Consider the following 26,378-nt stretch of genomic DNA (forward strand, 5'->3'; position numbering starts at 1 on the left):
AAATCACAAAACTTGATTGTGTGAGTTATAAAATTATCCTATGTATTCAATTACTGTAATTAAATTTCACTACATATTTATTACTACCGGATTCTGAAAATAGACATACGAATCCTATAAAATGCTGATTTCAGCAATTGAAAACAAGTTCCTTAAACCAGTTAATATAGCTAATTTTCTCACACATAAAAGCCTGTAAATATCGTAATTTCTCTAAAAGTTTATTTCCAATTTCATCAGGAACTTCAACTAACTGAAACAACAAATAACAAATCAAACAGGCATAGATTTGTATCTTGATTCCATTAGTATTTTTAGTAATTATACGAGCCAATTTTAAATGCATTTTTAAGAATTTCCACAGCTATTCAATCTGCCATCGTCTGCGATAAATTCCTCCAATTTCGACCTTAGTGTATGCTCTGACGGGGCGACAAGTCGCCTGAAAAATAGACAGTCCGGCAATCCTAGACAAATCACCTGAAAAAAGATAGGGTAAGAAAGCTTCTTACCCAAAAACAATTAAATGATACCAGAATTATATCATGCCCATTTGTCAGAAAAGCTTACACGTTCTAATTACTTATTGACAATTTTATTGATTCAAGTAGTGCAATCGATTAAAGAAGTCACATTAGAAAGCATAGCGACAAAACTAGCGATGCCCATTAAATTTGAAAGTAGAAGGAAAAAAGTTCAGAGATTTTTATCGGACGATGAATGGGCTCTAGATGATATTTGGCTGTCACTGGTGATTGCTTGGATTAAAGGTAGTGTCAAACAGAATAAGGTTGTATATTTAGCAATAGACAGAACCAAATGGCAAACAAATAATATTTTGATGGTCAGCATGATTTGGCGAAAAAGAGCTATTCCTATTTATTGGAAAGTCCTTGACAAACAAGGGAACAGCACATTGGAAAATCAACAATTCGTATTAACGCCAATATTCGCCGCCTTATCAGATTATAAATTGCTTGTGTTAGGAGATCGTGAATTTTGTAGTGTTACCCTGGCAAATTGGCTGAGGGAGAAGAAAGTAGATTTCTGTTTACGACTAAAAAAGAATGTTTGTATCAAGATGGAATCGGAGTTATGGACTGAAATAAAAATGCTAGGATTAGAGCCAGGAAATAGCTTTTTCAATCAAGAAGTAACAATCCGAAAAACTGCACCAATTACGGGGTTTAATTTGGCAGGTAAGTGGCTGGGTAAATATCGAAATATTACTACAAAAGAACCTTGGTATATTCTGACAAGTTTGGCAAATATACAAGCAGCAGTTGATGCTTATGCAAAAAGATTTGGAATTGAAGAAATGTTTAGAGACTTTAAAGGCGGAGGCTATAACTTAGAGAAGACTAATTTAACGGGCGACCGATTGAGTAAGTTATTAATTTTGCTATCGCTATCATACTTAAAGAGTATCATTCAAGGGATAGACATTAAATCCAAGCAAGTTCAAAAATATCTAGGCAGAAAAACAGAAAGCCACAGAAAATATGCTAGGCATAGCACTTTTTATATTGGACTCTGGGGTGAATCATGGGTTGATTCAATGTCTAGTAATTGGCAGGTTGTTGTTGAATTAATGTCTTTGTCTCCGCACAAACTACCTAATTATCAACAAGGCTTAAGAGCTATGAGACTTATTCTATCAGCCTTATAGGCGACTTGTCGCCCCGACAGGTGTATGCTAATTCTCCGGATTCAGGTAAATTAGTGACAAACCTAAATTCAGTTCGTGTTTCTAAATCTGAAAAAGTCACTAATCTTACTTAAACTTTTCGTTTGTCACTGCACACTTCATAAGTTCCATTCTCCTTCATGTTGATAGTAGAATTATTCTTAATTCGTAGTACAAAATATTGATTTTTTTGTTTCATTAATGCTTGAACGCGTTCAGAGCTAGAAAAACCTCTATCCATTACAGCGACTCCATTTTGAGGTGTGGCTGCTATAGTTTCATTTCCATGCTCACTGTCATGACCTTGGCCAAAATGAATGTGTACTCCATCAATTATTCCCCGTTCATTGTCCGTTCCAGCAAATAATTTTACTTGATGGTATTCCTGTTGCCATAGTAATTTACTTGTCAAAGTAACTATCGTTGAATCTAAAGGGAATAAGCTGAGACAATCTTTATTACTTGTTTGACGTTTTATATCGGCTTGTAATCTTTCAAAGATTTTTATAAAAACATCAATATCTCTATGCTTACTAGCCTTGGAAAAAGTTGATATATCTAGGGAAATATCTCGACTGTTTAAACGGGAAAATAGGGAACGCATAGTATCCAGACTTTGGTCAAAACTAAACCCTAGCCAGCAGGAGACAAATGTGAAGCTATCTAAAACTGGATAATCATCTTTGGGTAAATGGGCGAGATACCGTTTGACAATTTTGGGGAAGTTAGAAAATAGCATTTCAGTTGATTATTAATATTTTATAACTCTGCAATTATACATTTTTTGGCCAATTTTAGCAATCTTTTTCTATCATTCAACACTTCTGCGGTAAAGGTTTAGTTTCAGTGAAACTCCGTCAGGGTTGGCAAATACAATAGTGCGATCGCGTTCGGGAACCAATGAATAAATCGCGAGACTAAAAACCCTGTCAGTAATCGTAACTTTTTGCCGTTATTCTTGGGGAGCGTCTGATTTTCGTATCACTCAATCTTTTGAATCAAGAAAAAACCTCAAAAAATGGAGCCAAAAATAAGCGACTTAGAGCGGGTCAGATGATGACTATTTGACTAATCTCCTCGCTAATTCAGTCAACTAAATTCTCACAAACAACTCATTTCTAACTATTATACAACTTGTAAACAGTAGTTGTAAGCTTTTTATTTTATCAAAAATTGCCATAATTAAAAATTACCATTAATCAGTTCCTCTTTTCTCTTAAAACTCATTACAAAGCGTGTCTATAGCTTCTAAGAATGGTGAATTTATATTAAAATATACTCACCACTGGTGAACAGTGTTCAATAAGATGCGTTCCCCCTGGGCTAATTGCCGCCATTAATTCCGGCACTGTCTTCTCCATGTGCGTCACCTTATCAGATTTTTGGGCTTTTTGCTACCCCCGTGAACTTCTACGGTTAATTTTTCAATCCGTAAGTCCTACATTTGATCGAGATAACATTTCAAATGTTGGGCTAATTTTTGCACATGAGGTTCAGCGAACATCGAGAAATGATTTCCCGGAACTTCAATAACTTCGATCGCTTGCTGGGAACATTTGCCCCAACCTAACAATAAGTCATCGCTATGGAACTCAGAACTATCAAAATCATGCTCAATTTTATCGTGAGCTCGAAACAACGTAATTTTGTCAGGATAAACCTGGGGAACGTAATCTCGCATGGCTTGAACGTGAGATTTAAAAACCTTGTAATCGCGAATATACTGCGACATCTCCGTGTCGCTAACGATGAAATTCGCCTTTCTATTCAATAACTGAAATTGCTCATCCAACGGTAGATCTCGCATTTCATCGTAGGAGACAGAAAAATCGATGCCGAACCAGTTTTTAATTGACTCAGCTAACCGGAGTAAAAATTTAGCATCATCATCCTTTGTTGGTTGAATAACTGTTTCTGACAATATCGCGTCAATTACCACTAGCAAGTCTACTTTTTGACCTTGTTTTTGTAGTTGTTGCGCCATCTCAAAAGCAACCACACCACCAAAACACCAACCTCCTAAAAGATAGGGCCCTTCCGGTTGCACTGTGCGAATTTCTTGGAGGTAATAAGCTGCTGTTTCTTCTACTGACTTAGCTTCAATTTCTACGGTACTGGGAGACTGTTCCAAGGCATAAAATGGTTGTTCTCCACCGATTTTGTTTGCCAAGTTTATGTAAGCGAGAATGTCTCCTCCGGCGGCGTGTACGCAAAACAAAGGAGTCCTTGAACCTGAAGAATTAAGGGCTACCAGCGGGGAACCAGAACTCAAATTTGTTGGCTGGCTGACAATTTTAGCGAGTTTTTCAATGGTCGGGTTTTCAAACAAAATAGATAGGGGAAGGTTGTGTCCGAACAGTTCGTAAATTTGAGCCATTAAGCGTACAGCTAAAAAGGAGTGACCTCCTAACTCGAAGAAGTTATCTGTTACTCCAATTGAGTTAATAGCTAGAAGACTTTCCCAAATTTTTACCAAACCTAATTCGGAAATATTTCTGGGCGCAACGAAGGATGTTGTGGAGTTCGATCGGATCAGATTATCAGTTGGAAGCGATCGCTTATCTACTTTGCCATTTGGTGTTAGCGGTATCGCATCTAACACCACAAAAGCAGACGGTATCATGTAATCCGGTAGTTTATCTTGCAAGTAACCGTGCAGTTGTGAAACTAAGTTTGGTTCATCTGTTACTATGTAAGCGATCGGATGCTTATCGCCTTGTGTATCGTCGCGGATAATGACAACAGATTCTCGAATATCTGGATGTTGCAATATCGCACTTTCAATTTCTGCTAATTCAACTCGGAAACCTCTGATTTTTACTTGTTCGTCACGGCGACCTAAATATTCGAGATTGCCATCGTGCAAGTAACGTGCTAAATCGCCAGTTTTATATAGTTTTGAGTTGGGAGTTAAAATAAACCGTTCCTCGGTTAGTTCAGGACGATTCAAATAACCTTTCGCCAATCCATCGCCACTGATGTACAATTCACCGCAGACTCCGACGGTCGTTGGTTGTAAATGGCGATCGAATATGTAAACTTGAGTGTTATCAATTGGATGACCGATCGGAACGCTAGTTGCTTTTTCTGGTAATAAACTCGTATCGTAGTAAGTAGCGTTGGCAGAAATTTCAGATGAACCGTAAAGGTTAATCAGTTTGGCAGATGGGAGCAATTTTTGGAACGATCGCGCTAAGTCGAGAGGTAGTGCTTCTCCACTGGTTATCCAAAGTTTCAAGTTCGATAATTTCTTAGTTAAATTACCGTAAGTATCTATAATTAACCGCAGCAATGAAGGAACAAGTATGACTCGCGTAACGTGATGGCGATCGAGCGTTTCTAGGAATAGTTTAGTGTCTTTGACAATTGGATCGGGAATGATAACGGTGGGAATTCCTTGGAGTAAGGGAGCAAAAATTTCCCACACTGAATCTACGAAACTAATAGCTGTTTTCTGACAGCAAATGTCTTCACTTTCAAAGGGATAAGTTTTCCACAACCAGTGTAACCCATTAACTGTACCTCGGTGAGTGCCGAGAACGCCTTTGGGAGTTCCAGTCGAACCCGAAGTGTAGATTACATAAGCAAGATTGTCACTTCTCGATGCGGCGGTCGGATTTTCTTGACTTTCTAGATCGATAATTTCCCTGTCATCATCTAGACAGATAACTTGTATTTGTTGAAAGCGATCGCGTAATGATGAATGACTGATGACTAATGAAACTTGAGAATCAGAAACCATGAAAGAAAGACGATCGGTTGGATAATTTGGAGCGAGAGGAATGTAAGCACCGCCAGCTTTCAGAATCGCCAGAATTCCAACTATCATTTCCACCGATCGATCCAGACAAATTCCCACGAAACTTTCGGTTGTTACTCCCAATTTTTGTAAATAATGGGCAAGTTGATTGACCTTGTGGTTGAGTTGTCGATAGGTTATTTTTTCTGACCGATCGATTAACGCTAAACTATCGGGAAAATGCTCTACTTGCCGTTCAAATAATTGATGGAGAGATGCATTTTGCGGATAAGTCGTTTGAGTATTATTCCACTCCAATAACAGTTGTTCTCGCTGTTTTGCAGTTAGGATTGGTAATTCGGAAATTTGGCGATCGGGATTAGCAACAATGCTTTCCAGTAAAGTTTGAAAATTATCGATGAGTCCTGTAATTGTTGCCGCATCAAATAAGTCTGTACTATACTCTAAAAATCCAGTTAATCCTTCTTTGGATTCGCCGATAGACAGAAAAATGTCGAACTGAGATGTGCCACTATCGAACTCCAAACTACGCAAAGTTAACCCAGCAATCTCTCGCTCTGACTTCGGCGTATTTTGCAGCACAAACATGACCTGAAACAAAGGATTTCGGCTTAAATCTCGATCGGGTTGCAATTCCTCTACTAGCTTCTCGAAAGGCAAATCCTGATGTGCGTAAGCGTCGAGAGTCACCTCGCGTACCCGACTCAAAAGCGTCCGAAAACTTGGGTCGCCGCTGAGGTCATTTCGCATCACCAATGTATTGACAAATAAGCCAAGTATTCCTTCTAATTCGGCTTGATTTCGATTAGCAATTGAAGAACCTATGAGGATGTCTTCTTGCTCTGTATAGCGGTAAAGTAAAGTATTAAAAGCCGCCAGTAAAGTCATAAATAAAGTGACTTCTTCTTGCTGACCTAATTTACTTAGTGCCTCTGTTAGAGTTTTGGAAAAAGTAAAGTGTTGCTTTGCGCCATTAAATGTGGTAATAGTCGGTCTGGAACGATCGACAGGCAATTGCAATACAGGTAAATCACCACCTAGTTGTTGCTTCCAGTAATTGAGTTGGGTAGCGAGTAATTCACCTTGCAAGCGATCGCGCTGCCAAATTGCAAAATCTGCATACTGGATGGGAAGTTCGGGTAATGACGGAGATTGACCTGTTGAGAACGCCGTGTACAGCGCTGCAAATTCCCCTGCGAACACTGAGATAGACCATCCATCGGAGACGATGTGGTGCATAGTCAAAAGGAAAATATGTTCTGTTTCGCCTAGACGCAGCAAAGTTGCCCGTACCAGAGGCGCTTGGGATAAATCAAAGGGTTTTTTAGCTTCCTCGCTCGCTATTTTTTGAACTTCAAGATCCCAATTTTTTCCCGATAAACGTTCGAGGTTAATGATAGGTAAATCCCAGCTTGATTCCGATGCGATCGCCTGGAATGGTTGCCGATCTATTATTACAAAACTGGTCCGCCAAGCCTCGTGACGACTGATAATTTCGTTGAGACTTTGCTTGAGCGCCGTCACATCAAGGATTCCCTTTAAATGAAGGGCTGTCGGAATATTATAGAAAGAACTTCCTTGATAAAGTCGATCGATAAACCAGAGTCTTTGCTGGGAAAAAGATAAAGGAATAGGATTAGAGTCTGGCCGCTTAGGAATAGCAGAACTTCTAAGTTTTCCTGTCTTCCATTTTTCCAGAAGCGCTTTTTTGGTCGGGGATAGATTAGAGATTTGGTTGTCCATAACAGATGTTGTTGGTGATGAGTAATTAGGTCAGATGGGATCGGTTGTGTAAAATAAACTTTTATCGATTAGCCAATAAAGCTTCAACTTCTTCATCAGATAATTCGGCAATTTTTTCTAGAAGAAGTTGGTCGATCGTTTCGGCTTGTTTGGCGACAGTGGATGCTTGAAGCAAAAGGTCGCGCAGTGGTAGTTCGACTGGGAAGTTCGATCGCAATCGCGAAACTAATTGGGTGGCGATGAGTGAATCTCCTCCTAACTCGAAGAAATTATCGTGAATACCGACTTGTTTAATACCGAGAACTTCTTGCCACATTTCGACAATTTGTTGTTCTAACTCATTAGTAGGAGGAACATACGAATTATCGAGGCTGGGTCTTAAATAGCGTGGGGAGGGGTCTGTTTGCTGGGATGGTTTTGTATCCGGTATTAGTTCTGCAAGTAAAGCATCAAGATCGTCTTGGTTTTGGGGATTAATGGTATAAATTCCACCGCTGAGTTTAGCAAATTTTTCTCCTAACTTTATCCTAATTACATTTTGCTCTTTTTGTTCCAATTGATTAACCAATTGGGAACCTGCACCCGATTCATCAACAAACACTAGCCATCGATCTTTTTGGTCTGATGTTATTGAGTTGTTAGTCGCAGATAAGGATGGAACTTTGGCATCTATCCAGTAACGTTGGCGCTCAAAAGGATACGTCGGTAGGGGGAGACGATGACGCAATTCGTGGGTGGAAAAGCCCGACCATTCTATCTTTACACCTGCCATCCAAAGCCTACCTAATGCGTTTAATAATAAGTCAACATCGGATTGTTGTTCTTGAGGATGGCGTAAGGAATTTAGCACGAGATGTTTGGCATCCGGTTCTAAATGCCGCTTAGTTAACGTGCTTAATGTCCGTCCAGGCCCAACTTCCAAAAATATTGCTTCCGGCTGTTTCAATAACTCGGAAATTCCGGCAGAAAATCTCACTGTTTGGCGCAGATGTTTGCTCCAATAGCTGGGATTTGTGGCTTCATTTTCTGTAATCCAGGTACCAGTGACGTTGGAAATAAACGGAATTTGGGGCGGATTCAGCTTCACTTTTTTAATAGCAAGTGCAAACTGTTCCAAAATCGGTTGCATCATCTCAGAATGAAAGGCATGAGATGTATGTAAGGGGCGACAGTCTATAGCTTCGGAATTTAACTGATTTTGCAATATTTCGATCGCTGCTGTCGAGCCTGAAACGACGCATGAGGATGGCGCGTTAATTGCTGCTAAAGAAAGTTCTTCACCCAAAAATGGCTGAATCTTTTGTTCTGAAAGTGGCACGGCGAGCATACTTCCAGAAGGCAATTGCTGCATCAGTTTACCTCGGCTTGCTACTAAAAACAAGGCATCTTCTAGGGAGAAAATACCTGCTAAAGTAGCAGCTACATATTCACCAATACTGTGTCCAATTAGCGCTACGGGATGCAGTCCCCATTCTATCCATAACTTCGCGATCGCATATTCAACAACAAATATAGCTGGTTGGGTAATTGCAGTTTGTTGCAATTGCTGAGAAGCTTCTGCGGTTTCTGCTTCGCTGGGATAGAGAATTGAACGCAGATCGATACCTAAATGAGGTTTGAGAATTTCCGAACAGATATCTATTTGTTCTCTAAATGTTGGCTCAACTTCGTAGAGTTCTCGCCCCATATTTACATATTGTGCGCCTTGTCCAGAAAACATGAATACGATCGGACGGTGAGAAGGCTTTTGGTAGTGCGTGAAAACTCGTTGCGTATCTAGATTAGTTAGCGCATTCATGGCATCTTCAATATCATGACAAACTACCATTTGGCGATGTTCAAAAGCCCTACGACCGACTTGCAATGTGTAAGCAACATCAGCGATATTTAAATCGGGATGCTGTTGTAAATGTTTGGCTAAATTCGCAGTTGCAGTCTCTAATGCTGTATCGGTTTTTGCTGAGAGTAGCAATAACTGCCAAGGACGTGAAGAACTAGAGACTTCAAGATCGGGAGTTTCTTCTAGAATTACATGAGCATTCGTTCCACCAATTCCGAAAGAACTGACTCCAGCACGACGCGGATTGCCGTTAGTTTTCCATTCCGACAACGTACTATTAACGTAGAATGGACTATTGGCAAAATCTATTTGGGTATTGGGTTTGTGGAAATGCAAACTGGGAGGTATTTGTTTGTGTTTAAGTGCTTGGATAGTTTTGATTAAACCTGTTATCCCAGCGGCTGTATTCAAATGTCCGACATTAGTTTTAACTGAAGCGATCGCACAAAAACCATTCCGATTAGTTGTGGTACGAAAAGCTTGGGTGAGAGCTGCAATTTCGATCGGATCTCCCAATGAAGTTCCCGTTCCATGCGCCTCAATATAACTAATAGTTTTGGACTCCACTCCTGCTAACGCAAGTGCTTCTAAAATCACCTCCCTTTGACCTTCTACGCTGGGGGCTGTATAACCAACTTTTAAAGAACCGTCATTATTAATTGCGGAACCTTTAATGACCGCATGAATACAATCCCCGTCGGCTACAGCATCTTCTAAGCGTTTCAATACGACAATACCCAAACCGCTACCAAAAATAGTTCCTTGAGCATTTACATCGAAAGCTCGGCAATGTCCGTCAGGAGAATTTATTCCTCCTTCTTGATAGCGATAACCGGTTTTTTGTGGCACTTGAATTGAAACACCACCAGCCAACGCGATATCGCTTTCGCCATTCAGCAAACTTTGGCAAGCTAAGTGAACTGCAACTAATGAGGTGGAACAGGTGGTTTGAACGTTAATGCTTGGCCCTTTGAGGTTTAATTTGTAAGAAGTTTGCGTACAAAGGTGGTCTTTATCATTGCCAATTAAAACTTGGAATGGATCGACTGATTCTATTAAATGGCGATTAGGATACAGGTTATAAAATAAATAACTGCTCAGAGTTACACCTGCAAACACACCGATTTGACCGGGGTAAGTGTCTGAATTGTAGCCAGAATTTTCTAGTGCTTCCCAAGCACATTCTAGAAAAAGACGCTGTTGGGGATCTGCGATTTCAGCTTCTCTGGGTGTAAAGCCGAAAAATGCTGCGTCAAATAGTTCTATGTCTTCCAGTACGGTGCCTGCTTTGACATATTTGGGGTCATTGAATACGGCTGGGTCTATACCTGTAGATATGAGTTCTTCATCTGTGAAAAAAGATATTGATTCTACGCCATCTCGCAAGTTTTGCCAAAAATCATCAACATTTTTAGCACCAGGGAAACGCCCCGCCATGCCGACGATAGCGATTTCATCTTTGCCATCAAAACGATTTAATTCACTTAAATTATTCATCAGAATACTCAACCATTTACTTTTAACTTTATTCTCGTTCCCAGGTAGAACCTGGAAACGAGGTGGGGGAGGTTCAACCTCCAAGGCGTGCTGCGAGTTATGCTACATTCTCAGCAACTTCTAAAGAATTAGAGTTCAAAATCTCTAAAGCAATCTCCATCTGGTCGTTTAAAACTGCATCGATATCATCTTCAGTGGTAAGTGGATTAGCAATCACCGCCCTCAATGCGATCATCGGGATTTCTTTTCCAGAACAAATTGTGCTTTTAGTTGTCCGCGAAATAAAAGTACGACCTGCTTGGCGCTGGGCTTTTTGAAGTCGTTCGTTAAATCGATCGATCAGTTGATTTTCACTTTCAGTTAACTGATTTTTAGCCACACTCTCTCTCAATGACTCCGGTATATAACGGTAAATTAACAGGTTAATATCCGGTTCTGCTAACAACTCAAATTCAGCTAGACTGCGGATGCGATCGGCCATATATTGAGTTTTCCGAATTCCTTCATCAATCAAAAATTCATATCCTTTCACTCCAATTAAGTTGAGCCCAGCATGAAGGAATAATGCCATTCCCGGTCGAGAACCTTCCAAAGCGCGTTTACCTAAATCGAAAGAACCTTTACGCATGGTATAACTGGCATTTTTTTCGATCGCTTGTGCCATGATCGGATCGCGCAAAAACACCATCCCAATACCCATTGGCAAGTACATTTGTTTATGTCCATCAATCGTCACCGAATCAGCACGTTCGATCCCAACAATTTTAGGTCGATGCTGTTGGGAAAAGATCAGTGGCCCACCCCAAGCGGCATCGACATGCAAGTGAACGTTCGCTTCTCGCGCAATGTCCGCCATATCGGAAAGAGAATCGACTCCACCTGAGTCTGTAGTACCAGCAATGCCCACGATCGCGATAATATGTTTGTTTTGGTTGCGACAATCTGCGACGGCTTGACGAAGCGCACAAATGTCAATCCGATTGTTGCGATCGCTCTTAATTTTAATCAAACCTCGCGTACCGATACCCAACAAATCGGCGGCTTTTTCAAACGAGTAGTGCATTAAGTCCGAACCGATTACTACCGCACCTTTGTAGCCATAATAATCTAAGGCGGCTGTTAAACCTTCCTTTTCTATACCGAGAAAGTCGTCTTTTGGCCCTAAAGAAGTATTTCTGGCGCACCAAAGTGCGGTGATATTCGCTGTAGTACCTCCAGAAACCAAAATTCCTAATGTACTCTCGCTGTTTTGAATATGCTGGGCGTAAAAGCGATCGCTAAAGTTGTAAATCAGTCGATGAATCATTGCCAAAGCTTGACGTTCATAAGGACTAAAAGCTTTAGCAGTTTCTATTTTTACGGCGTTTTGATTCATCGCCGTCATCAGTTTAGCTAGAGGCTGCACGAAATGGGGAAGTGCGGCGGTCATGTGACCGATAAATCGCGGCGATGATGTGTGGATTGAATGGTTAATTACGTTGCTGGATAAATATTCCAGGTAGCTTTCAAAATTAGCGGGTTCAATGGGAATTTGAGGATCGCAAAAGTTTTGCGTTAACGCTTGAAAATCAATGTCGCTGTTGGTTTTGATGTTGGCTAAAAACTCGCGAGTTACAGCGTTAATTTGCATCTCGATCGTTTTTTCTAGAGAGGCAGTGTGAGTGGATGGAGCAAAAAGTTCGATTGTTTTTTGTTCAATAGTATATTGGCTCGTATTGTCGGGGTTAAAGGAGGTTTTGATTTTCAGCATTTCTTGTTGGTTTAACATCATTTTTTCCTACTTAATTGGGTTGAAAGATATTGGAAATCCGCCATCTAAAATTAGCTGTTAAGGCTGCTCTCTTCTTTGTCTTGCCGCTCGATGTTCTTGTCTGACTTGTCGGCGGCGGTTGATGGAATCTGTCGGGGTTATTGATGGTTGAGAATGATTTGCATACGATCGCTGCTTGTTTTCCTCCTGAATTAAATATTCAGCTAAGTAGCCGATGGTTGGATATTGAAACATTCCAACTAAAGAAAACTCTCGCTGAAATATTTTTTGCAGTTGGCTGTGAACGCGAACTAAGAGCAATGAATCACCACCCAAATCGAAGAAGTTATCGTGAATACCTACTCCCTCTAAATGGAGATATTCTTGCCAAATACCAGCAATGCTTTGTTCTATTTCCGTTCGGGGTGATTGATAGGCTGCTTCCAATTTGGGACGCGCTTGTTCTGGTGCTGGTAGCGATTGACGATCTACTTTACCATTGGGTAGCAATGGCAGAGTTTCTAACATCACAAAGGCGGATGGTATCATATAGTTAGGCAGCTTTTCTTGCAGCAGGCGATGAAGTTCGCTGGCTGCGATCGGCTGTTCTGAATCGGATACGATATAAGCCACCAATTGCTGATTATCGGGTTCATTTTCCCTAGCTAAAACTATTACTTGTCGTACAGATGGATGTTGAGCTAGTACCGCTTCAATTTCTCCTAATTCGATTCGGAAACCGCGAATTTTCACTTGGTTATCGATCCGTCCGAGAAATTCCAAATTGCCATCTGGTAAATAGCGAACCAAATCGCCAGTTTTGTATAGTTTGGTCGATAGTTCAGTATGAATGCTTGCTAATGGATTAGGAATGAATTTCTCAGATGTTAATTCGGGACGATTGAGATAACCTCGCGCCAATCCTGCGCCACCGACGTACAGTTCACCAGGTACGCCAATGGGAACAGGTTGTAAGTTGCGATCGAGGACGTAGATTTGGGTGTTAGCGATCGCACGACCGATCAAAACTTGCGAATTAGCTCGATCTTGCGGACTGCTACTGTAGCAAGTGACATCAGCAGAAACTTCGGAGGAACCGTAAAGATTTAACAGCATACTCTCAGGTAAAATCTGCCGAAACTGTTGCAATAAATCTACCGAAAGTGTTTCTCCACTCGTTACCCAAAAATTCAAGTTTGGTAGCCGTTTTTGCAAGTCAGCAAACGTATCTAAAAGTAATCGCAGCAAAGAAGGAACCAAGACAAGTCGCGTCACTTTATTGTTAGCAAGAGTTTCTACGAACTGGTGAGGGTCTTTGAGAATGCGATCGCTGATAATAATCGTCCGTATTCCTTGCAGTAAGGGCCCGAAAATCTCCCACACAGAATCTACAAAGTTTAACGATGTTTTCTGACAGCAAACATCTTCTCCTTTAAAAGGATAAGTTTGCCACATCCAATGAAAACGATTGATAGCGCCTCTATGCAAACCTAAAACTCCTTTAGGTTTCCCCGTCGAACCAGAGGTATAAATGACATAAGCCACATTATCAATTGTAGAATGACTGACAGGATTTTCTCGGTTTTCTTGCTGAATAATTTCCCAATCAGTATCCAAGCAGATGACAGTCATTTTGGCAAAGTTTTTAACTAATGACGAATGAGTAATCACCACCGACAAGTGAGTATCCGACAACATGAAATCCAGTCGTTCTTGGGGATAATTTGGATCGAGGGGAAGATAAGCACCGCCTGCTTTGAGGATACCCAAAATTGCGACGATCGGATCGAGCGATCGCTCTAAACAAATCCCCACCATTACTTCTGACTTTACCCCCAACTTTTGCAGGTGATGCGCTAGTTGATTAGCCTTAGTATTGAGTTCCCGATAAGTTAAATTATGGTCTCCAAACATCACCGCTACAGCATCCGGCGTGCGTTCCACTTGTGCTTCAAAAAGTTCGTGAATGCAGTGATGCTGATAGTCAGTTTGAGTATCATTCCATTCCACCAACAACTGTTTTAGTTCGCCTGATTTCAGTAAAGGTAAATCCCAAACTCGCTGTTCTGGATTAGCAATAATGCTTTCTAGCAAAGTTTGCCAATGTTTCATCCACCGTTCAATAGTTTGCGAGTCAAATAAGTCGGTGTTGTATTCACAATCGACTACAAATTCGTCATTTTGTTGGTGAATATCCAGAAAAATATCCGAGATGGAAGAATTGGTGGGATTTCTGACAAACTCGAATTTCCGGCTAAAAGACTCTGAGGTAGCCAGAGGTCTGTCCAAATTAAACAGTATTGTTACTAAAGGTGGACGACTGGTATCTCTTGGCAGGTTTAATTTCTTAACCAACCTAATAAACGGATAAATTTGATGATCATAAGCATCGGATAACACCTGTTTTATTGAACTTAAATATTCTGTGAATGTTGGGTTTTCTACAAGTTGGCTGCGGATTGGCAATAAGTTCACATAGTGACCGACAAGAGATTCACCTTCAACAGATAATTGTCCGGCTGAAGGGATACCAATAACGATATCGTCCTGACCTGTTAATCGGTGAAGTAACGCAAAAAAACCAGCCAAAACTGTTGTAAATAAGGTGCTTTTAAACTTGATGCTTTCGTGTTTCAAAGCGCCATAAACAGTTTTATCCAGCGTGAAAGTTTGTCGAGTACCGACGTAGCGATTAACTGATGGTCGAGGACGATCGCTTGGCAATTCTAACACCGGAACGGAACTGGAAAATTGCTGCAACCAATAAGCCTCAGCTTTTGCCATTTCTGGACTTTCCTGCTGGCTTGCTTCCCACTGAACGTATTCGCTTAACTGCATTGGTTGTGGGAGTTGATGCGCGATCGCTTGACATTCGGCTGTGTAAATTGCCGTTAGTTCTTGTTGCAAAACTCCCAAAGACCAACCATCAGCAATAATGTGATGAACTGTAAGAACTAAAAGATGATGTTGTTCTTCTAATTTGACGATTTTGGTTCGGAATAAATTCCCAGTTTCAAGATTGAAAGTTTGTCGTGCTTCTGTTGCTAAGTATTCCTCTAAATGTGTGGCGCGATCGCTATTATCTAAAGTCGAGAAATCCACTACCGGAATGTTGATAGTCAGAGTCGAATTAATTTGTTGATAATCTCCTGACGGACTAAACGTCGATCGCAATGCTTCGTGGCGATCGACTACTTCTTGAATGGCCTTACGTGCTGCTGTCAAATTGAACAAGCCGCGCAGATGAATTGTCGTTGATTGGTTATAGGCGCGGGAGACGTTTTCTCCCATTTGTGCCATTACCCACAGTTCTTTCTGCGCTTCTGTCAGGGGGATTAAAGACTGGCGATTGGCGATCGGCGATCGGGAAGATTTTTCCCCATTACCCACTCCCGACTCCCCTGGTAAAAATCCACCTTCTTGCATTTCGCTGATACTTTCCTTGACTGCTTGAATCATGCGCTCGATATCTTCATCGGTATGAGCGGTAGATAAGAAAAGTCTGCGATTTTCTAAAGCAAAGATTCCCTTTTCTAGCAGGTGATAGAAAAACAAATCCATCCAATTGAGAGTGGGAGAATAAGCAAATCGGAAGAGAGAACCAAAATGAACTACCTGAATTGGTAACTGTTTTTGCTCGAAGTAAGTATTGAGCGTGTTGGCTAATTTTATGGTTTTGGCAGTTAACTCTTCTTGCAGTTTTGCGCCGCTATTCTTAATGTGGGTGAGTGCAGCCAAAGTAGTAGCCATCACGAGAGGATGCTTGAAAAAAGTACCTGCAAAGTGAGTAATTTCGACTTCAGGATAAGACGCATCTCCATAACTCCAAAATCCACCATCTAATACGTCCATAAAAGCAGCCTTACCAGCAATTACTCCGATCGGCAAACCACCACCAATTGCTTTACCGTAAGTTGTGATATCGGCTCGAATATTCCACAATGCTTGCATCCCGCCGGGGTGCATCCGAAATCCGGTAATCACTTCATCGAAAATTAAAGTAATTCCCGTTTCTTGAGTTAATTTTCTCAATTCTTGCAAGAATTCTTTAGGTTGCAAATCTGGTTTGGCGCTTTGGATTGGCTCCACTAAAACAGCCGCTAATTCACTGGCGTGAGCTCTGATAATATCTAGCGATTTGGGATTTCCGTAATCGAGAACTATAACTTGTTCTACTTTATGCTGCGGAATACCAGCAGCGATCGCGATCGAACGTAACTTTCCCTCTTCACTCGGTACTCCGGCTACCAAAACTTCATCCAAAGTTCCGTGATAGGAACCTGCAAAAAAAGCAATCTTTTCGCGCCCTGTAATGGCGCGAGCGATGCGAATTGCTCCCATTACCGCTTCGCTGCCATCATTACAAAAAGAAGCCCTTTCTTGACCTGTCAATTCGCAAACTAACTGAGCAGCTTTACCTGCCAAAGCTGATTGTGGGCCATGTTGTATTCCTTGGTGAACCTGGTCTTGAATTGCATCAATAATAAAAGATGGAGAATGACCGAATAAAAGTGCGCCAAATCCCATTGACATATCTATATATTCATTACCATCAATATCCCAAATTCTCGCACCAGAACTTCTTTGGGGATAGATGGGATATACCATTTCTTTGATTGAAGGACGAAATCCCATTACCGATCTGGGATTAGCATGATGAACGCGATCGTTTTGCGTCAAGTTTTTCGATGCTTGAGTGCGTTCGATCACCCGTGCGATTAATGCGTCTAAATGTTCTTGTTGGCGTGGAGTTAAATTGGCGGAACTGGGGAATTTTTGGATTTTGGATTTTGGATTTTGGATGGGAATTTCTCCCTGGCGTTCCTGTGCGATCGTTGCGGTAGGTATGCGTGTAGATTGTTTCTGCTTTGGTGAAATATTTTCGCGCAGAAATTCCAGTTGTTTGGACATCACCTCAAGCTGCTGCGCCATCAAACGTTTGATCGCTGTATTATCGGTTTGTCGATCGAGATGATTTTCTAACAATAGCGATGCTTTTTTCTTTGGTTTTGAGTTATTTGTTTCGGACCGATCGGGCGTTAATGTTGGCTCGATCGGCGGGATTTGCTGAGATATGTAAACGGCTAATTCGTTAATTGTAGAGCTATTTTCAATTAATAATTTTAAAGAAATATTGAGACCAAATGCTTTTTTAATTGCGCCATTTATTTGGAGTAATTGCACGGACTCAAAACCGAGTTCAAGAAAATTAGTCTTATCGTCTATTTCAGAGGAGCTTACTCCCATTGCTTTACCGACAATTTCTTTTAATACTGACAGGATTTTGTCAGTCTGCGAGGGATGTATTGATGAATTCAGTTTTTGGTTTAGTTGGGAGTCAGACATTGTAATTTCCTTAATTATTAGTCATTAGTCAGCCGTCATTAGTCATTAGTTATTGGTCATTAGTCATTGGTCAGATGAACGATAAAAGCTAGCCAGACATTCTTAGCAGGTCTAGTTGTTGAGACATAATCTCCATTTGTTGAGCCATGAGCTCTTCAATCTCGCGATCGCCTACATTTTCCTCCTCGATTGTATTGTCTACTTGTGTAATTTTTTTGTCAGGCACTGCTGGATGAGAAGGTTCAATCCAATATCTTTTTCGCTCAAAAGGATAAGTGGGTAAAGGAATACGATCGCGTCGCTCGTGGCGATAAAATTCCGACCAATTGACCAACACACCAGCTAGCCAAAGTCTTCCCAATGCGTTCAGAAAGAATGCGATATCTGACTGAGAATCTTTCGGATGGCGCAATGAAGAAAGTACAAATGTTTGAGTATTCCCCTCTAAATGCTCTCTGGCAAAGCTACTCAAAGTACGTCCCGGGCCAACTTCTAGGAGGATTCGCTTTGGTTCTTTTAGCAACTCAGCAATCCCGTCAGCAAAACGCACCGTTTGGCGTAGATGTTTCCCCCAATAATTCGGATCTGTTGCTTCCATTTCAGTAATCCAAGTGCCAGTTACATTAGATATCAAAGGAATTTGAGGAGCCTTGAGTTTGACTTTTCTAACTTCAGCGATGAACGGCTCGATAATGGGTTCCATCATCTCAGAATGAAAAGCATGAGAAGTATGCAATCGACGACAATCTAAACCTCGATCAGTCAAACGATTTTGCAGCTTATCAACAGCTTTTATAGAACCAGAAACTACACACAAAGATGGTGCATTAATTACAGCCATAGACAGTTCTTCACTTAGTTCGATTTCCTGTTCCGATAGAGGTACAGCCAGCATTGCACCAGCCGGAAGTTGCTGCATTAATTTCCCGCGAGTAGCAACTAATATCAACGCATCTTGTAGGGAAAAAACACCAGCAAGAGTTGCTGCAACGTACTCGCCAATACTGTGACCGATCGCAGCTTCAGGAAGCACGCCCCACGACATCCACAACTGAGCTAAAGCGTACTCAATTATAAACAATACTGGCTGAGTAATATAAGTTTGTTTCAGTTGTTGCGCGGCTTCTTCTTCCCCTCCTTCACTGGGATACAAAACGGTACGCAAGTCTATTCCCAAGTGCGGTATTAAAAGTTCGCAACAATCATCAATAGCACGAGTAAAAGTAGATTCAGTCTGGTAAAGTTCCCGCGCCATGTTCGCGTACTGCACCCCTTGACCGGAAAACATAAACACAACAGAACGATTACCAGACTCCTCGTAGTGGGAGTGCAAAATATCGGGAATTAATATTTTTTTATTGCCTTTTTGCTCAGTTTTTAGACTCAGCGCTTGTACAGCATTGTCAATATTTTTACACACCAACATTCGCCGATAATCGAATACTTTACGACCTACTTGCAGGGTGTAAGCCACATCAGCTAAATTGAGGTCGGGATGCTGTTTTAAATGTGTCGCTAAATTGGCAGTTGCTGTTTCTAAAGCCGAACTTGTTTTAGCAGAAAGAACTAACAATTGATACTTTCTCTCTTTCTCTCCTGCTACCTTTAGATTTGGAAATTCTTCCAAAACGACATGAGCATTAGTACCGCCAATGCCGAAAGAACTGACTCCCGCACGACGAGGAATCCCCTCTGTTTTCCATTCACGGAGGGTGGTATTGACATAAAACGGGCTATTGGCAAAATCGATTTCGGGATTGGGTTTTTCAAAGTGCAAGCTGGCTGGTATTTTCTGATGTTTTAACGCCAAAATTGTTTTAATTAATCCGGTTATTCCGGCGGCTGTATTCAAATGACTGACATTAGTTTTTACAGACCCGATCGCACAAAAACCCTTCTTCTTAGTTTGCGCTCCAAACACTTCTTGCAGCGCTCTAATTTCGATGGGATCTCCCAAAGAAGTGCCAGTTCCATGAGTTTCGATATAAGTGATAGTTTCAGGAGCAAAACGAGCGATCGCTTGCGCCTGAGCAATTACCTTAGCTTGACCCGAAACACTGGGTGCTGTATAACTAACTTTCGCGGAACCATCATTATTAATAGCTGAACCTTTAATAAGCGCATAAATGCGATCGCCATCCGCCAAAGCATCTTCTAATCTCTTAAGTACAACAATACCCACCCCATTGCCAAAAGTAGTTCCTTCTGCTTTGGCATCAAAAGCGCGAGTGCGAGCGTCGGTAGAAAATATCCCACTTTTTTGATAAAAATAACCTTCTTTTTGAGGAACTTGAATTGACACGCCACCAGCTAGAGCCATATCGCATTCGTAACTCAATAATCCCCGACAAGCCGAATGAACGGCAACTAATGATGTAGAACAAGCGGTATTAACATTAATACTCGGCCCTTTCAAATTCAACTTATAAGAAATTCGAGTCGCTAAAAAGTCTTGATTGTTGCCAATTCCCAGCGGCAAATAACCCATCGATCGCAATAAATCGCGATTTGAAAGAATATTATTCAGCAGGTATGTACTCAGATTAGCACCCGCATAAACACCAGCCAAACCTGCGTATTGTTCCGGGTCATACCCCGCATTTTCCAAAGCTTCCCAAGCACACTCTAAAAAAAGACGGTGTTGCGGATCTGTAATTTCAGCTTCTTTTGCCAGCATACCAAAAAACGAAGCATCAAACATTTCGATATCATCCAACACGAACCCAGCTTTCACATAATTCGAGTCATTCAGCCAACTATCTTCTACCCCCGTATCCCTCAATTCTTCATCACTAAACGATGAAATAGACTCCACTCCATCACACAAGTTTAGCCAAAACTCATCAACATTTTTAGCCCCAGGAAAACGACCAGCCATCCCAATAATAGCAATTGGTTCCAGCACACTTTGTTCTTCCCAGTTATCCATTTTGACCTCTCCCACAACTCCATCTATATCTGTGTTCATCTCTGTTCCTCTGTGGTAAAAAATAATTGATATTAACGATTCCTAGCTTGTTTAAACAGTTCTTTTTGTCTGGCTACCGCTTCTGCCTGCTTTCTGACCTGGCTATTAACTTCTCTAAAGATCGGTTGCTCCCCATCCTGTTTTCGACTCAAATATTCCGCCAACATCTTTATACTAGGATACTTAAATAAGTCGATCGCAGAAATATTTCGCTCTAAAACCTTATGCAATTTTGCTTGCACCTTCACCAAAAGTAAAGAATGCCCGCCAATTTCAAAAAAATTATCATTAATCCCCACTTTTTCCAATTGCAATATCTCTTGCCAAACCTCAGCAATCAGTCGCTCTGCTTCAGTTTTAGGCATCGCGTAATCCCGTTTCAAATCACGGCGATTTTCGGGTACTGGTAGGGCGCGATAGTCTACTTTACCGTTAGGTATTAAAGGTAATGCCTCCAACTGTACGACAACTGATGGCACCATGTAATCCGGTAACTTTTCTGCTACAAAGCTGCGTAGTTCTAGGTTAATATTATCTGAGACAATATAAGCAACTAAGCGCTTGTTATCTACTTCATCTTCTCTGAGTAAAACCACAGCTTGTTTTACTGCTGGATGTTGGTTAAGTACATTTTCAATCTCTCCTAATTCAATGCGAAAACCGCGAAGTTTGATTTGGCTATCGCTACGTCCCAAATACTCAATTTCCCCATTAAATCGATAACGACCGATGTCTCCACTCCGATAAAGATAAGCGCCATTTTCACTGATAAACGGATTGGGAATAAACTTTTCTGCTGTTAGTTCTGGGCGATTGAGATAGCCTCGCGCTAAACCATCGCCACCAATACAAAGTTCGCCAGGAACGCCGATTGGAACGGGTTGCAGGTGCGCGTCCAGCACGTATACTTGCATATTGGAAATGGGACGACCGATCGCAATTGAAGAAAGAGATTGGTTTTTGCTCGTGTCGTACCAAGTCACATCTGCGGATACTTCGGAGGAGCCATAAAGGTTAATTAAAACACTTTGAGGCATCCTTTCTTGGAAGCGCTGACATAGTTCCACGGATAAAGTTTCTCCACTGCTAACCCAATACTTGAGTTTGGGAAGTCGGCTTTGTAAATCGGGAAAAGTCTCTAATAAGACGCGCAACAATGATGGTACTAAAACAAGGCGCGTAACCTGTTGCTGAGATAAAGTTTTAACCAGTTGATAAGGGTCTTTTACTATTTCATCGGCAATGATGACAGTTCGCAGTCCGTGCAGCAAGGGAGCAAAAATTTCCCAAACTGAATCTATAAAATTTAACGATGTTTTCTGACAGCAAATCTCCCCTTGTTCAAAAGGATAAGGATTCCAATTCAAGCGATTAACTGCACTGCGATGGCGACCGAGTACGCCTTTGGGAGTCCCCGTAGAACCTGAAGTGTAGAGGACGTAGGCGAGGCTATCGGACAATTTTGGATTTTGGATTTTAGATTTTGGATTGGAGATTGTGTCCCATTCGCGATCGAAATAAACAACTACTGGAGTTACGTTTGCACTCAAAGTTGGTAGTTCTTTAATTAAAGTTTTGCGAGTTAATAATACTGACACTTGAGCGTCAGATAATATAAAATTCAGACGCTCTTGGGGATAGGCGGGATCTAATGGTACGTAAGCTCCACCAGCCTTGAGAATGCCTAAAAGACCGACTACCATTTCGATCGATCGCTCTACACAAATCCCTACCAAAACTTCCGATCGCACTCCTAATTCTCTCAGATAATCCGCCAAGCGATCGGCTTGTTGATTTAATTCTTGATACGTTAGCTGTCGATCTTCAAATACGATCGCAACTGCATCTGGCGTTTTTTCTACTTGCGCTTCAAATAGCTGGTGAATGCAAGCATCCTTGGGGTAATCTGTTTGAGTGCAATTCCAATCCAACAACTGCTGTTTTTCAGATGATGTTAATAGTGGTAATTCATTCACTCGGCGATCGGGATTAGCGACAATTCCTGCGAGTAAGTGCTGGAAATGCTCGCTCATTCTGGCGATCGTAGCTGCCTCGAATAAGTCGGTATTGTATTCTATAGTTGCGATCGATTCCTCTCCTCTTTCTTCGATATACAAACTCAAATCGAATTTCGCAGTACCGTTGTTGCTTTCCAGACTACTCACCGTCAACCCCGATAGCTCTAACACTGATGTCGGAGTATTTAGAAGTGTAAACATCACCTGAAATAAAGGCGTGTAACTCAAAGAGCGTTGCGGTTGCAGTGTCTCTACCAACTTTTCAAATGGCACATCGCAATGAGCGTATGCTCCTACGCATACTTGACGTACTCGACTTAACAATTCCCGAAAAGTAGGATTGCCAGACAAGTCAGTTCGCAGCACTAAAGTATTGACAAAACAGCCAATCAATTGTTCTATTTCGCTCATGTTGCGGTTAGCAATGGGGGAACCGATCGCGACATCTTCAATTCCCGTGTAGCGATACAGCAAGATTTTGAAAGCGGCTAACAAGGTCATGAAAAAAGTCGCATCTTCGTTCTGACTTAGCGCCTTGAGTGCTTTAGTTAATTCCGCCGTCAGAGAGAAGGTTTTCCTCGCACCTCGGAAGGTTTGTACGGCTGGTCGAGGATAATCTGCGGGTAATTGTAGCACGGGAGGAGTGTTACCTAACTGCTGCTTCCAATAGACAATCTGTTTTTCCAGCACCGTTTCCAGCACCTCTCCTTTTAGGGAATGTTGCTGCCATAAAGCAAAGTCGGCATACTGGATGGGTAGTTCGCTAAGAGGGGATGCTTTGCTGTTGGAAAATGCTTCGTAAAGTGCAGCCAATTCGCGCATCATTACACCATAAGACCAGCCATCACAAATAATGTGGTGCATGGTGACTAGCAGCACGTAATCTTGTTGGCCGATTTGTAACAGCGTCCAACGCAATAATGGCCCTTGAGATAAGTCAAAGGGTGATTGGCTTTGTTCAAGTGTAAGTTGCTGGATTTGGTTATTTTGTTCTGATAAAGGCAAGTCGGATAAATTGACTGTTGGTAACTTTATAGTTAGCGATGGAGAAATAATTTGGACTGGTTGTCCTTCCCTCATTTTGAAAGTAGTTCGTAGGGATTCGTGGCGTTGCACGATCTCGTTGAGGCTGCGCTCTAGTGCTGGTACATTAAGCAAACCTTTGAGTTGTATTGCTCCGTGTTCATTGTAAGAAGGATTGGTGCGATCGATTTGTTGGAGTAACCACAGTCTTTGTTGAGGAAAGGATAGCGGTGCAGAGTCGGTAATGTCGCGTCTGGGAATAAGGTTTATGGGGGAATCAGACTGAATTTCACCCCGCAAGCGTTTGGCGAGAAGTGCTTGTTTGCTGGGGGAAAGTTGATAGCGTCTTGCTAGTATTTGTCGTTTGTTTATGTCCATTTTTTTATAATCTCCTGGTATACTTGTTTGACCGCCGATGATTGCATATGAACGCAGATGAATATTGATTTTTCTAATTGGTGATTTCGATGTTCATATACTTGGGGTAAGGTTGAATTGTTTTTAGATCGTTTTCGAGAATTACCAGAGCGCCGTTGTTATCGATTTCTTTGAATCCAGAAAATTTATAAGCGATGTACATCATCCTATTTCGATTGTTTGAAAGGAATTCTGCACGCAATCGAACCTTATTCTCTTTAGCGAGTTCGAGCAGATAATTTAGCAGAACTGTGCCGACACCTCTAGACATGACGCGACAGGACATCAGGAAGAGTTTTATAGTCCATAAGCTGTCGGAATATTCGAGGAGAGCTAAGCCGATTTTTCCATAATTTCCATACTTATCATTTAAACTGGCGATGAGCAGTTTGTGGTGATCCGATCGACTAAACATATTCAGTTCGTCATAGGAATATGTGTAACCTGTTGTATTTAGTTGATTGGTGCGTACTGTTAGTTCTTCGGCTCGCTGTAAATCTTCTTCTTTAGCGTCAGAAATCGTCAAGTGCATATTGAGGGTAGCTAAGAAGTCTTCTTGCGAACCGATGAATTCTGATTCAGCTTGATTTCGGTGGATATCGCTGATATACATCTGCCTTCTTTTTTGGGAATCCTCTGTGATAAAACGAGGATTCATTTCTGGCATTTCTAGTAGATATTCTAGGCGATCGACATTAATACAAAGGACTTCAGGAAGTGAAAAATTTACTTCTTCGAGTTCAAAAACTTGGTCATCGACAAAAGCTATCGCATCCGTACCGATATTAATTAATTTAGCAATTTCTTTAATCGAAGAAACCTTAGAATTCCAATGAATCTGAGGATAGATAAAATACTCGTGCAATCCTACCTCTTCCAGTTTCTCGATCGCACTACTATATTCATTCTTGCTAGCGATCGATTGTAAGATTCCTCGACTATCCAAAATTTTGACAATCTCGATTATATCGTGTCGCAAAAAAACTCGATCGCCTTCTAACAATATGCCGTTCCAGATGGTGTTATCCAAATCCCAAACTACACATTTGATGGAGCGTGTTTTTTCTTGTTTGTTGTCTGTTGGCACAGAATTTAAACTAATCATTTTTTCACGTCCTTGCTACTAATTCTTGAGATATCGACCTGCGATTTTGTGAGAATATATATTCTTGATAACCATATTCAGCGATGGTAATTTCGTGAATTTGGGTACTACCTTCGATGATTTCCATGATTTTTGCATCCCGTAAATACCGTTGAACTGGGTATTCGCTGCTGCAACCATTTCCCCCGTGAATTTGGACGGCATCATTGGCTACTTTGGTTGCGATCGTAGAAGCAAAATATTTGGCGATCGAGGTTTCCATAATTGAGTTGGGGTCGCCAATATCTTTGAGATAACCTGCTTGATAACATAGTAATCGGGCGGCTTTGATATTCGCGAGCGCCTCCGTAATCATTTGTCGAATTAGTTGATGATCTTTGAGATAAACATCAAATTGCTTGCGTTTACTTGTATATTCAATGCAGGCTTCTAAGCAAGCTTGGGCAATACCCACACAACCGCAGGCGACACTGTATCGTCCCAAATCGAGTGCAGAAGATGCTACGTGAGAAAAACCAAAACCTTGTCTGCATACGAGATTTTCTTGGGGAATTTGACAATTATTTAGGTGCAGTTCTGCTAACATCGAACCTCTGACACCTAACATTCCAAAAATTGGTTTAATCGAGAGTCCCGGACTGTTTTTTTCCACTAAAAAAGCAGAGGGTTTACCTTCCCACTTGGCAAAAACTAAGAAAACATCGGCAATTTGTCCGTAAGTAATCCATTTTTTTTGCCCGTTTAAGATATAAGAGTCGCCAGAAAGTGTTGCTGTCGTCTCTACGGCTTTGGCATCGCTACCTACGTTAGGTTCACTCAATGCGAAGGCTGCGATCGCCTCGCCGGATGCTAATTTAGTCAGCCAATGCTCTTTTTGAAATTTACTTCCCCATTTGAGAATACCATGCGCGACCATAGAATGAACTGTTAGCAAACACCTGAGCGAAGAACATCCCCGTCCGATTTCTTCGTTTAGGAGACCGTAGGCGATCGCATCCATGCCAGTACCGCCCCATTCTTCGGGTAATACGGATCCTAAATATCCTTTTTGAGCTAACTTTTGGATGATTTCGGGTGGCGTTCTTTCTTCGCGATCGATGCGATCGGCATGAGGAACTATTTCTTCATTTACGAAAGCTCTAAAAGTCGAGTGCTTGTCTTTTTGGTGAAAAGTTAATTCTATTTTCATTGTATCACTTAATTCCTCCAAAGATCAACATTAAA

10 protein-coding genes and 1 pseudogene are annotated in these 26,378 nt (G+C 41.4%); 1 reads left to right on the plus strand and 10 read right to left on the minus strand.

Annotated elements, in window-relative coordinates; genetic code table 11:
* Positions 1–130: 130 nt before the first annotated feature.
* Positions 131–406, minus strand: a pseudogene (locus K4039_RS12680) (transposase); the annotation flags it as partial.
* 120 nt (positions 407–526) lie between these two features.
* Between K4039_RS12680 and K4039_RS12685 the strand changes: the two are divergent.
* Positions 527–1,669: an IS4 family transposase gene (locus K4039_RS12685; protein ID WP_375339801.1), complete on the plus strand. Its 1,143-nt coding sequence runs from the start codon at positions 527–529 to the stop codon at positions 1,667–1,669.
* Positions 1,670–1,778: 109 nt separating this feature from the next.
* On the opposite strand, the gene K4039_RS12690 is transcribed toward K4039_RS12685, so the two are convergent.
* From K4039_RS12690 to K4039_RS12730, 9 genes are all read right to left on the minus strand, one after another.
* Positions 1,779–2,426 (minus strand): transposase, encoded by a 648-nt coding sequence (locus tag K4039_RS12690; protein ID WP_265235545.1) that lies wholly within the window; start codon positions 2,424–2,426, stop codon positions 1,779–1,781.
* A gap of 699 nt (positions 2,427–3,125) precedes the next feature.
* Positions 3,126–7,190: a non-ribosomal peptide synthetase gene (locus K4039_RS12695; RefSeq protein WP_265235546.1), complete on the minus strand. Its 4,065-nt coding sequence runs from the start codon at positions 7,188–7,190 to the stop codon at positions 3,126–3,128.
* A gap of 61 nt (positions 7,191–7,251) precedes the next feature.
* Entirely contained in the window at positions 7,252–10,527 is a 3,276-nt protein-coding gene (locus K4039_RS12700) for a type I polyketide synthase (protein WP_265235547.1), read from the minus strand.
* Between the two features lie 97 nt (positions 10,528–10,624).
* A complete protein-coding gene (panP, locus tag K4039_RS12705; RefSeq protein ID WP_265235548.1) occupies positions 10,625–12,298 on the minus strand; it encodes a pyridoxal-dependent aspartate 1-decarboxylase PanP in 1,674 nt (557 codons plus the stop codon).
* Positions 12,299–12,355: 57 nt separating this feature from the next.
* Complete coding sequence (locus tag K4039_RS12710; protein ID WP_265235549.1) at positions 12,356–17,623, minus strand: non-ribosomal peptide synthetase; 5,268 nt, start codon at positions 17,621–17,623, stop codon at positions 12,356–12,358.
* An 88-nt stretch (positions 17,624–17,711) separates the two neighbouring features.
* Entirely contained in the window at positions 17,712–20,552 is a 2,841-nt protein-coding gene (locus tag K4039_RS12715; protein ID WP_265235582.1) for a type I polyketide synthase, read from the minus strand.
* A gap of 71 nt (positions 20,553–20,623) precedes the next feature.
* Positions 20,624–24,010 carry an amino acid adenylation domain-containing protein gene (locus tag K4039_RS12720; RefSeq protein ID WP_265235550.1) on the minus strand — a complete coding sequence of 1,129 codons (3,387 nt, stop codon included), beginning with the start codon at positions 24,008–24,010 and terminating at the stop codon, positions 20,624–20,626.
* 73 nt (positions 24,011–24,083) lie between these two features.
* On the minus strand, positions 24,084–25,154 hold the full coding sequence (locus tag K4039_RS12725) for an HAD family hydrolase (protein WP_265235551.1): 1,071 nt from the start codon (positions 25,152–25,154) through the stop codon (positions 24,084–24,086).
* 4 nt (positions 25,155–25,158) lie between these two features.
* Positions 25,159–26,343 (minus strand): acyl-CoA dehydrogenase family protein, encoded by a 1,185-nt coding sequence (locus K4039_RS12730; protein ID WP_265235552.1) that lies wholly within the window; start codon positions 26,341–26,343, stop codon positions 25,159–25,161.
* Positions 26,344–26,378 lie beyond the last annotated feature (35 nt).

It is taken from the genome of Lyngbya sp. CCAP 1446/10 (assembly GCF_026130175.1).
Classification (GTDB): Bacteria; Cyanobacteriota; Cyanobacteriia; order Cyanobacteriales; family Microcoleaceae; genus Microcoleus.

Excerpts from the sequence above, each read along its gene's own strand:
- K4039_RS12685 (WP_375339801.1), top strand. The coding sequence starts at position 527 with ATGATACCAGAATTATATCATGCCCATTTGTCAGAAAAGCTTACACGT.
- K4039_RS12690 (WP_265235545.1), bottom strand. The coding sequence starts at position 2,426 with ATGCTATTTTCTAACTTCCCCAAAATTGTCAAACGGTATCTCGCCCAT.
- K4039_RS12695 (WP_265235546.1), bottom strand. The coding sequence starts at position 7,190 with ATGGACAACCAAATCTCTAATCTATCCCCGACCAAAAAAGCGCTTCTG.
- K4039_RS12700 (WP_265235547.1), bottom strand. The coding sequence starts at position 10,527 with ATGAATAATTTAAGTGAATTAAATCGTTTTGATGGCAAAGATGAAATC.
- panP (WP_265235548.1), bottom strand. The coding sequence starts at position 12,298 with ATGATGTTAAACCAACAAGAAATGCTGAAAATCAAAACCTCCTTTAAC.
- K4039_RS12710 (WP_265235549.1), bottom strand. The coding sequence starts at position 17,623 with ATGTCTGACTCCCAACTAAACCAAAAACTGAATTCATCAATACATCCC.
- K4039_RS12715 (WP_265235582.1), bottom strand. The coding sequence starts at position 20,552 with ATGGATAACTGGGAAGAACAAAGTGTGCTGGAACCAATTGCTATTATT.
- K4039_RS12720 (WP_265235550.1), bottom strand. The coding sequence starts at position 24,010 with ATGGACATAAACAAACGACAAATACTAGCAAGACGCTATCAACTTTCC.
- K4039_RS12725 (WP_265235551.1), bottom strand. The coding sequence starts at position 25,154 with ATGATTAGTTTAAATTCTGTGCCAACAGACAACAAACAAGAAAAAACA.
- K4039_RS12730 (WP_265235552.1), bottom strand. The coding sequence starts at position 26,343 with ATGAAAATAGAATTAACTTTTCACCAAAAAGACAAGCACTCGACTTTT.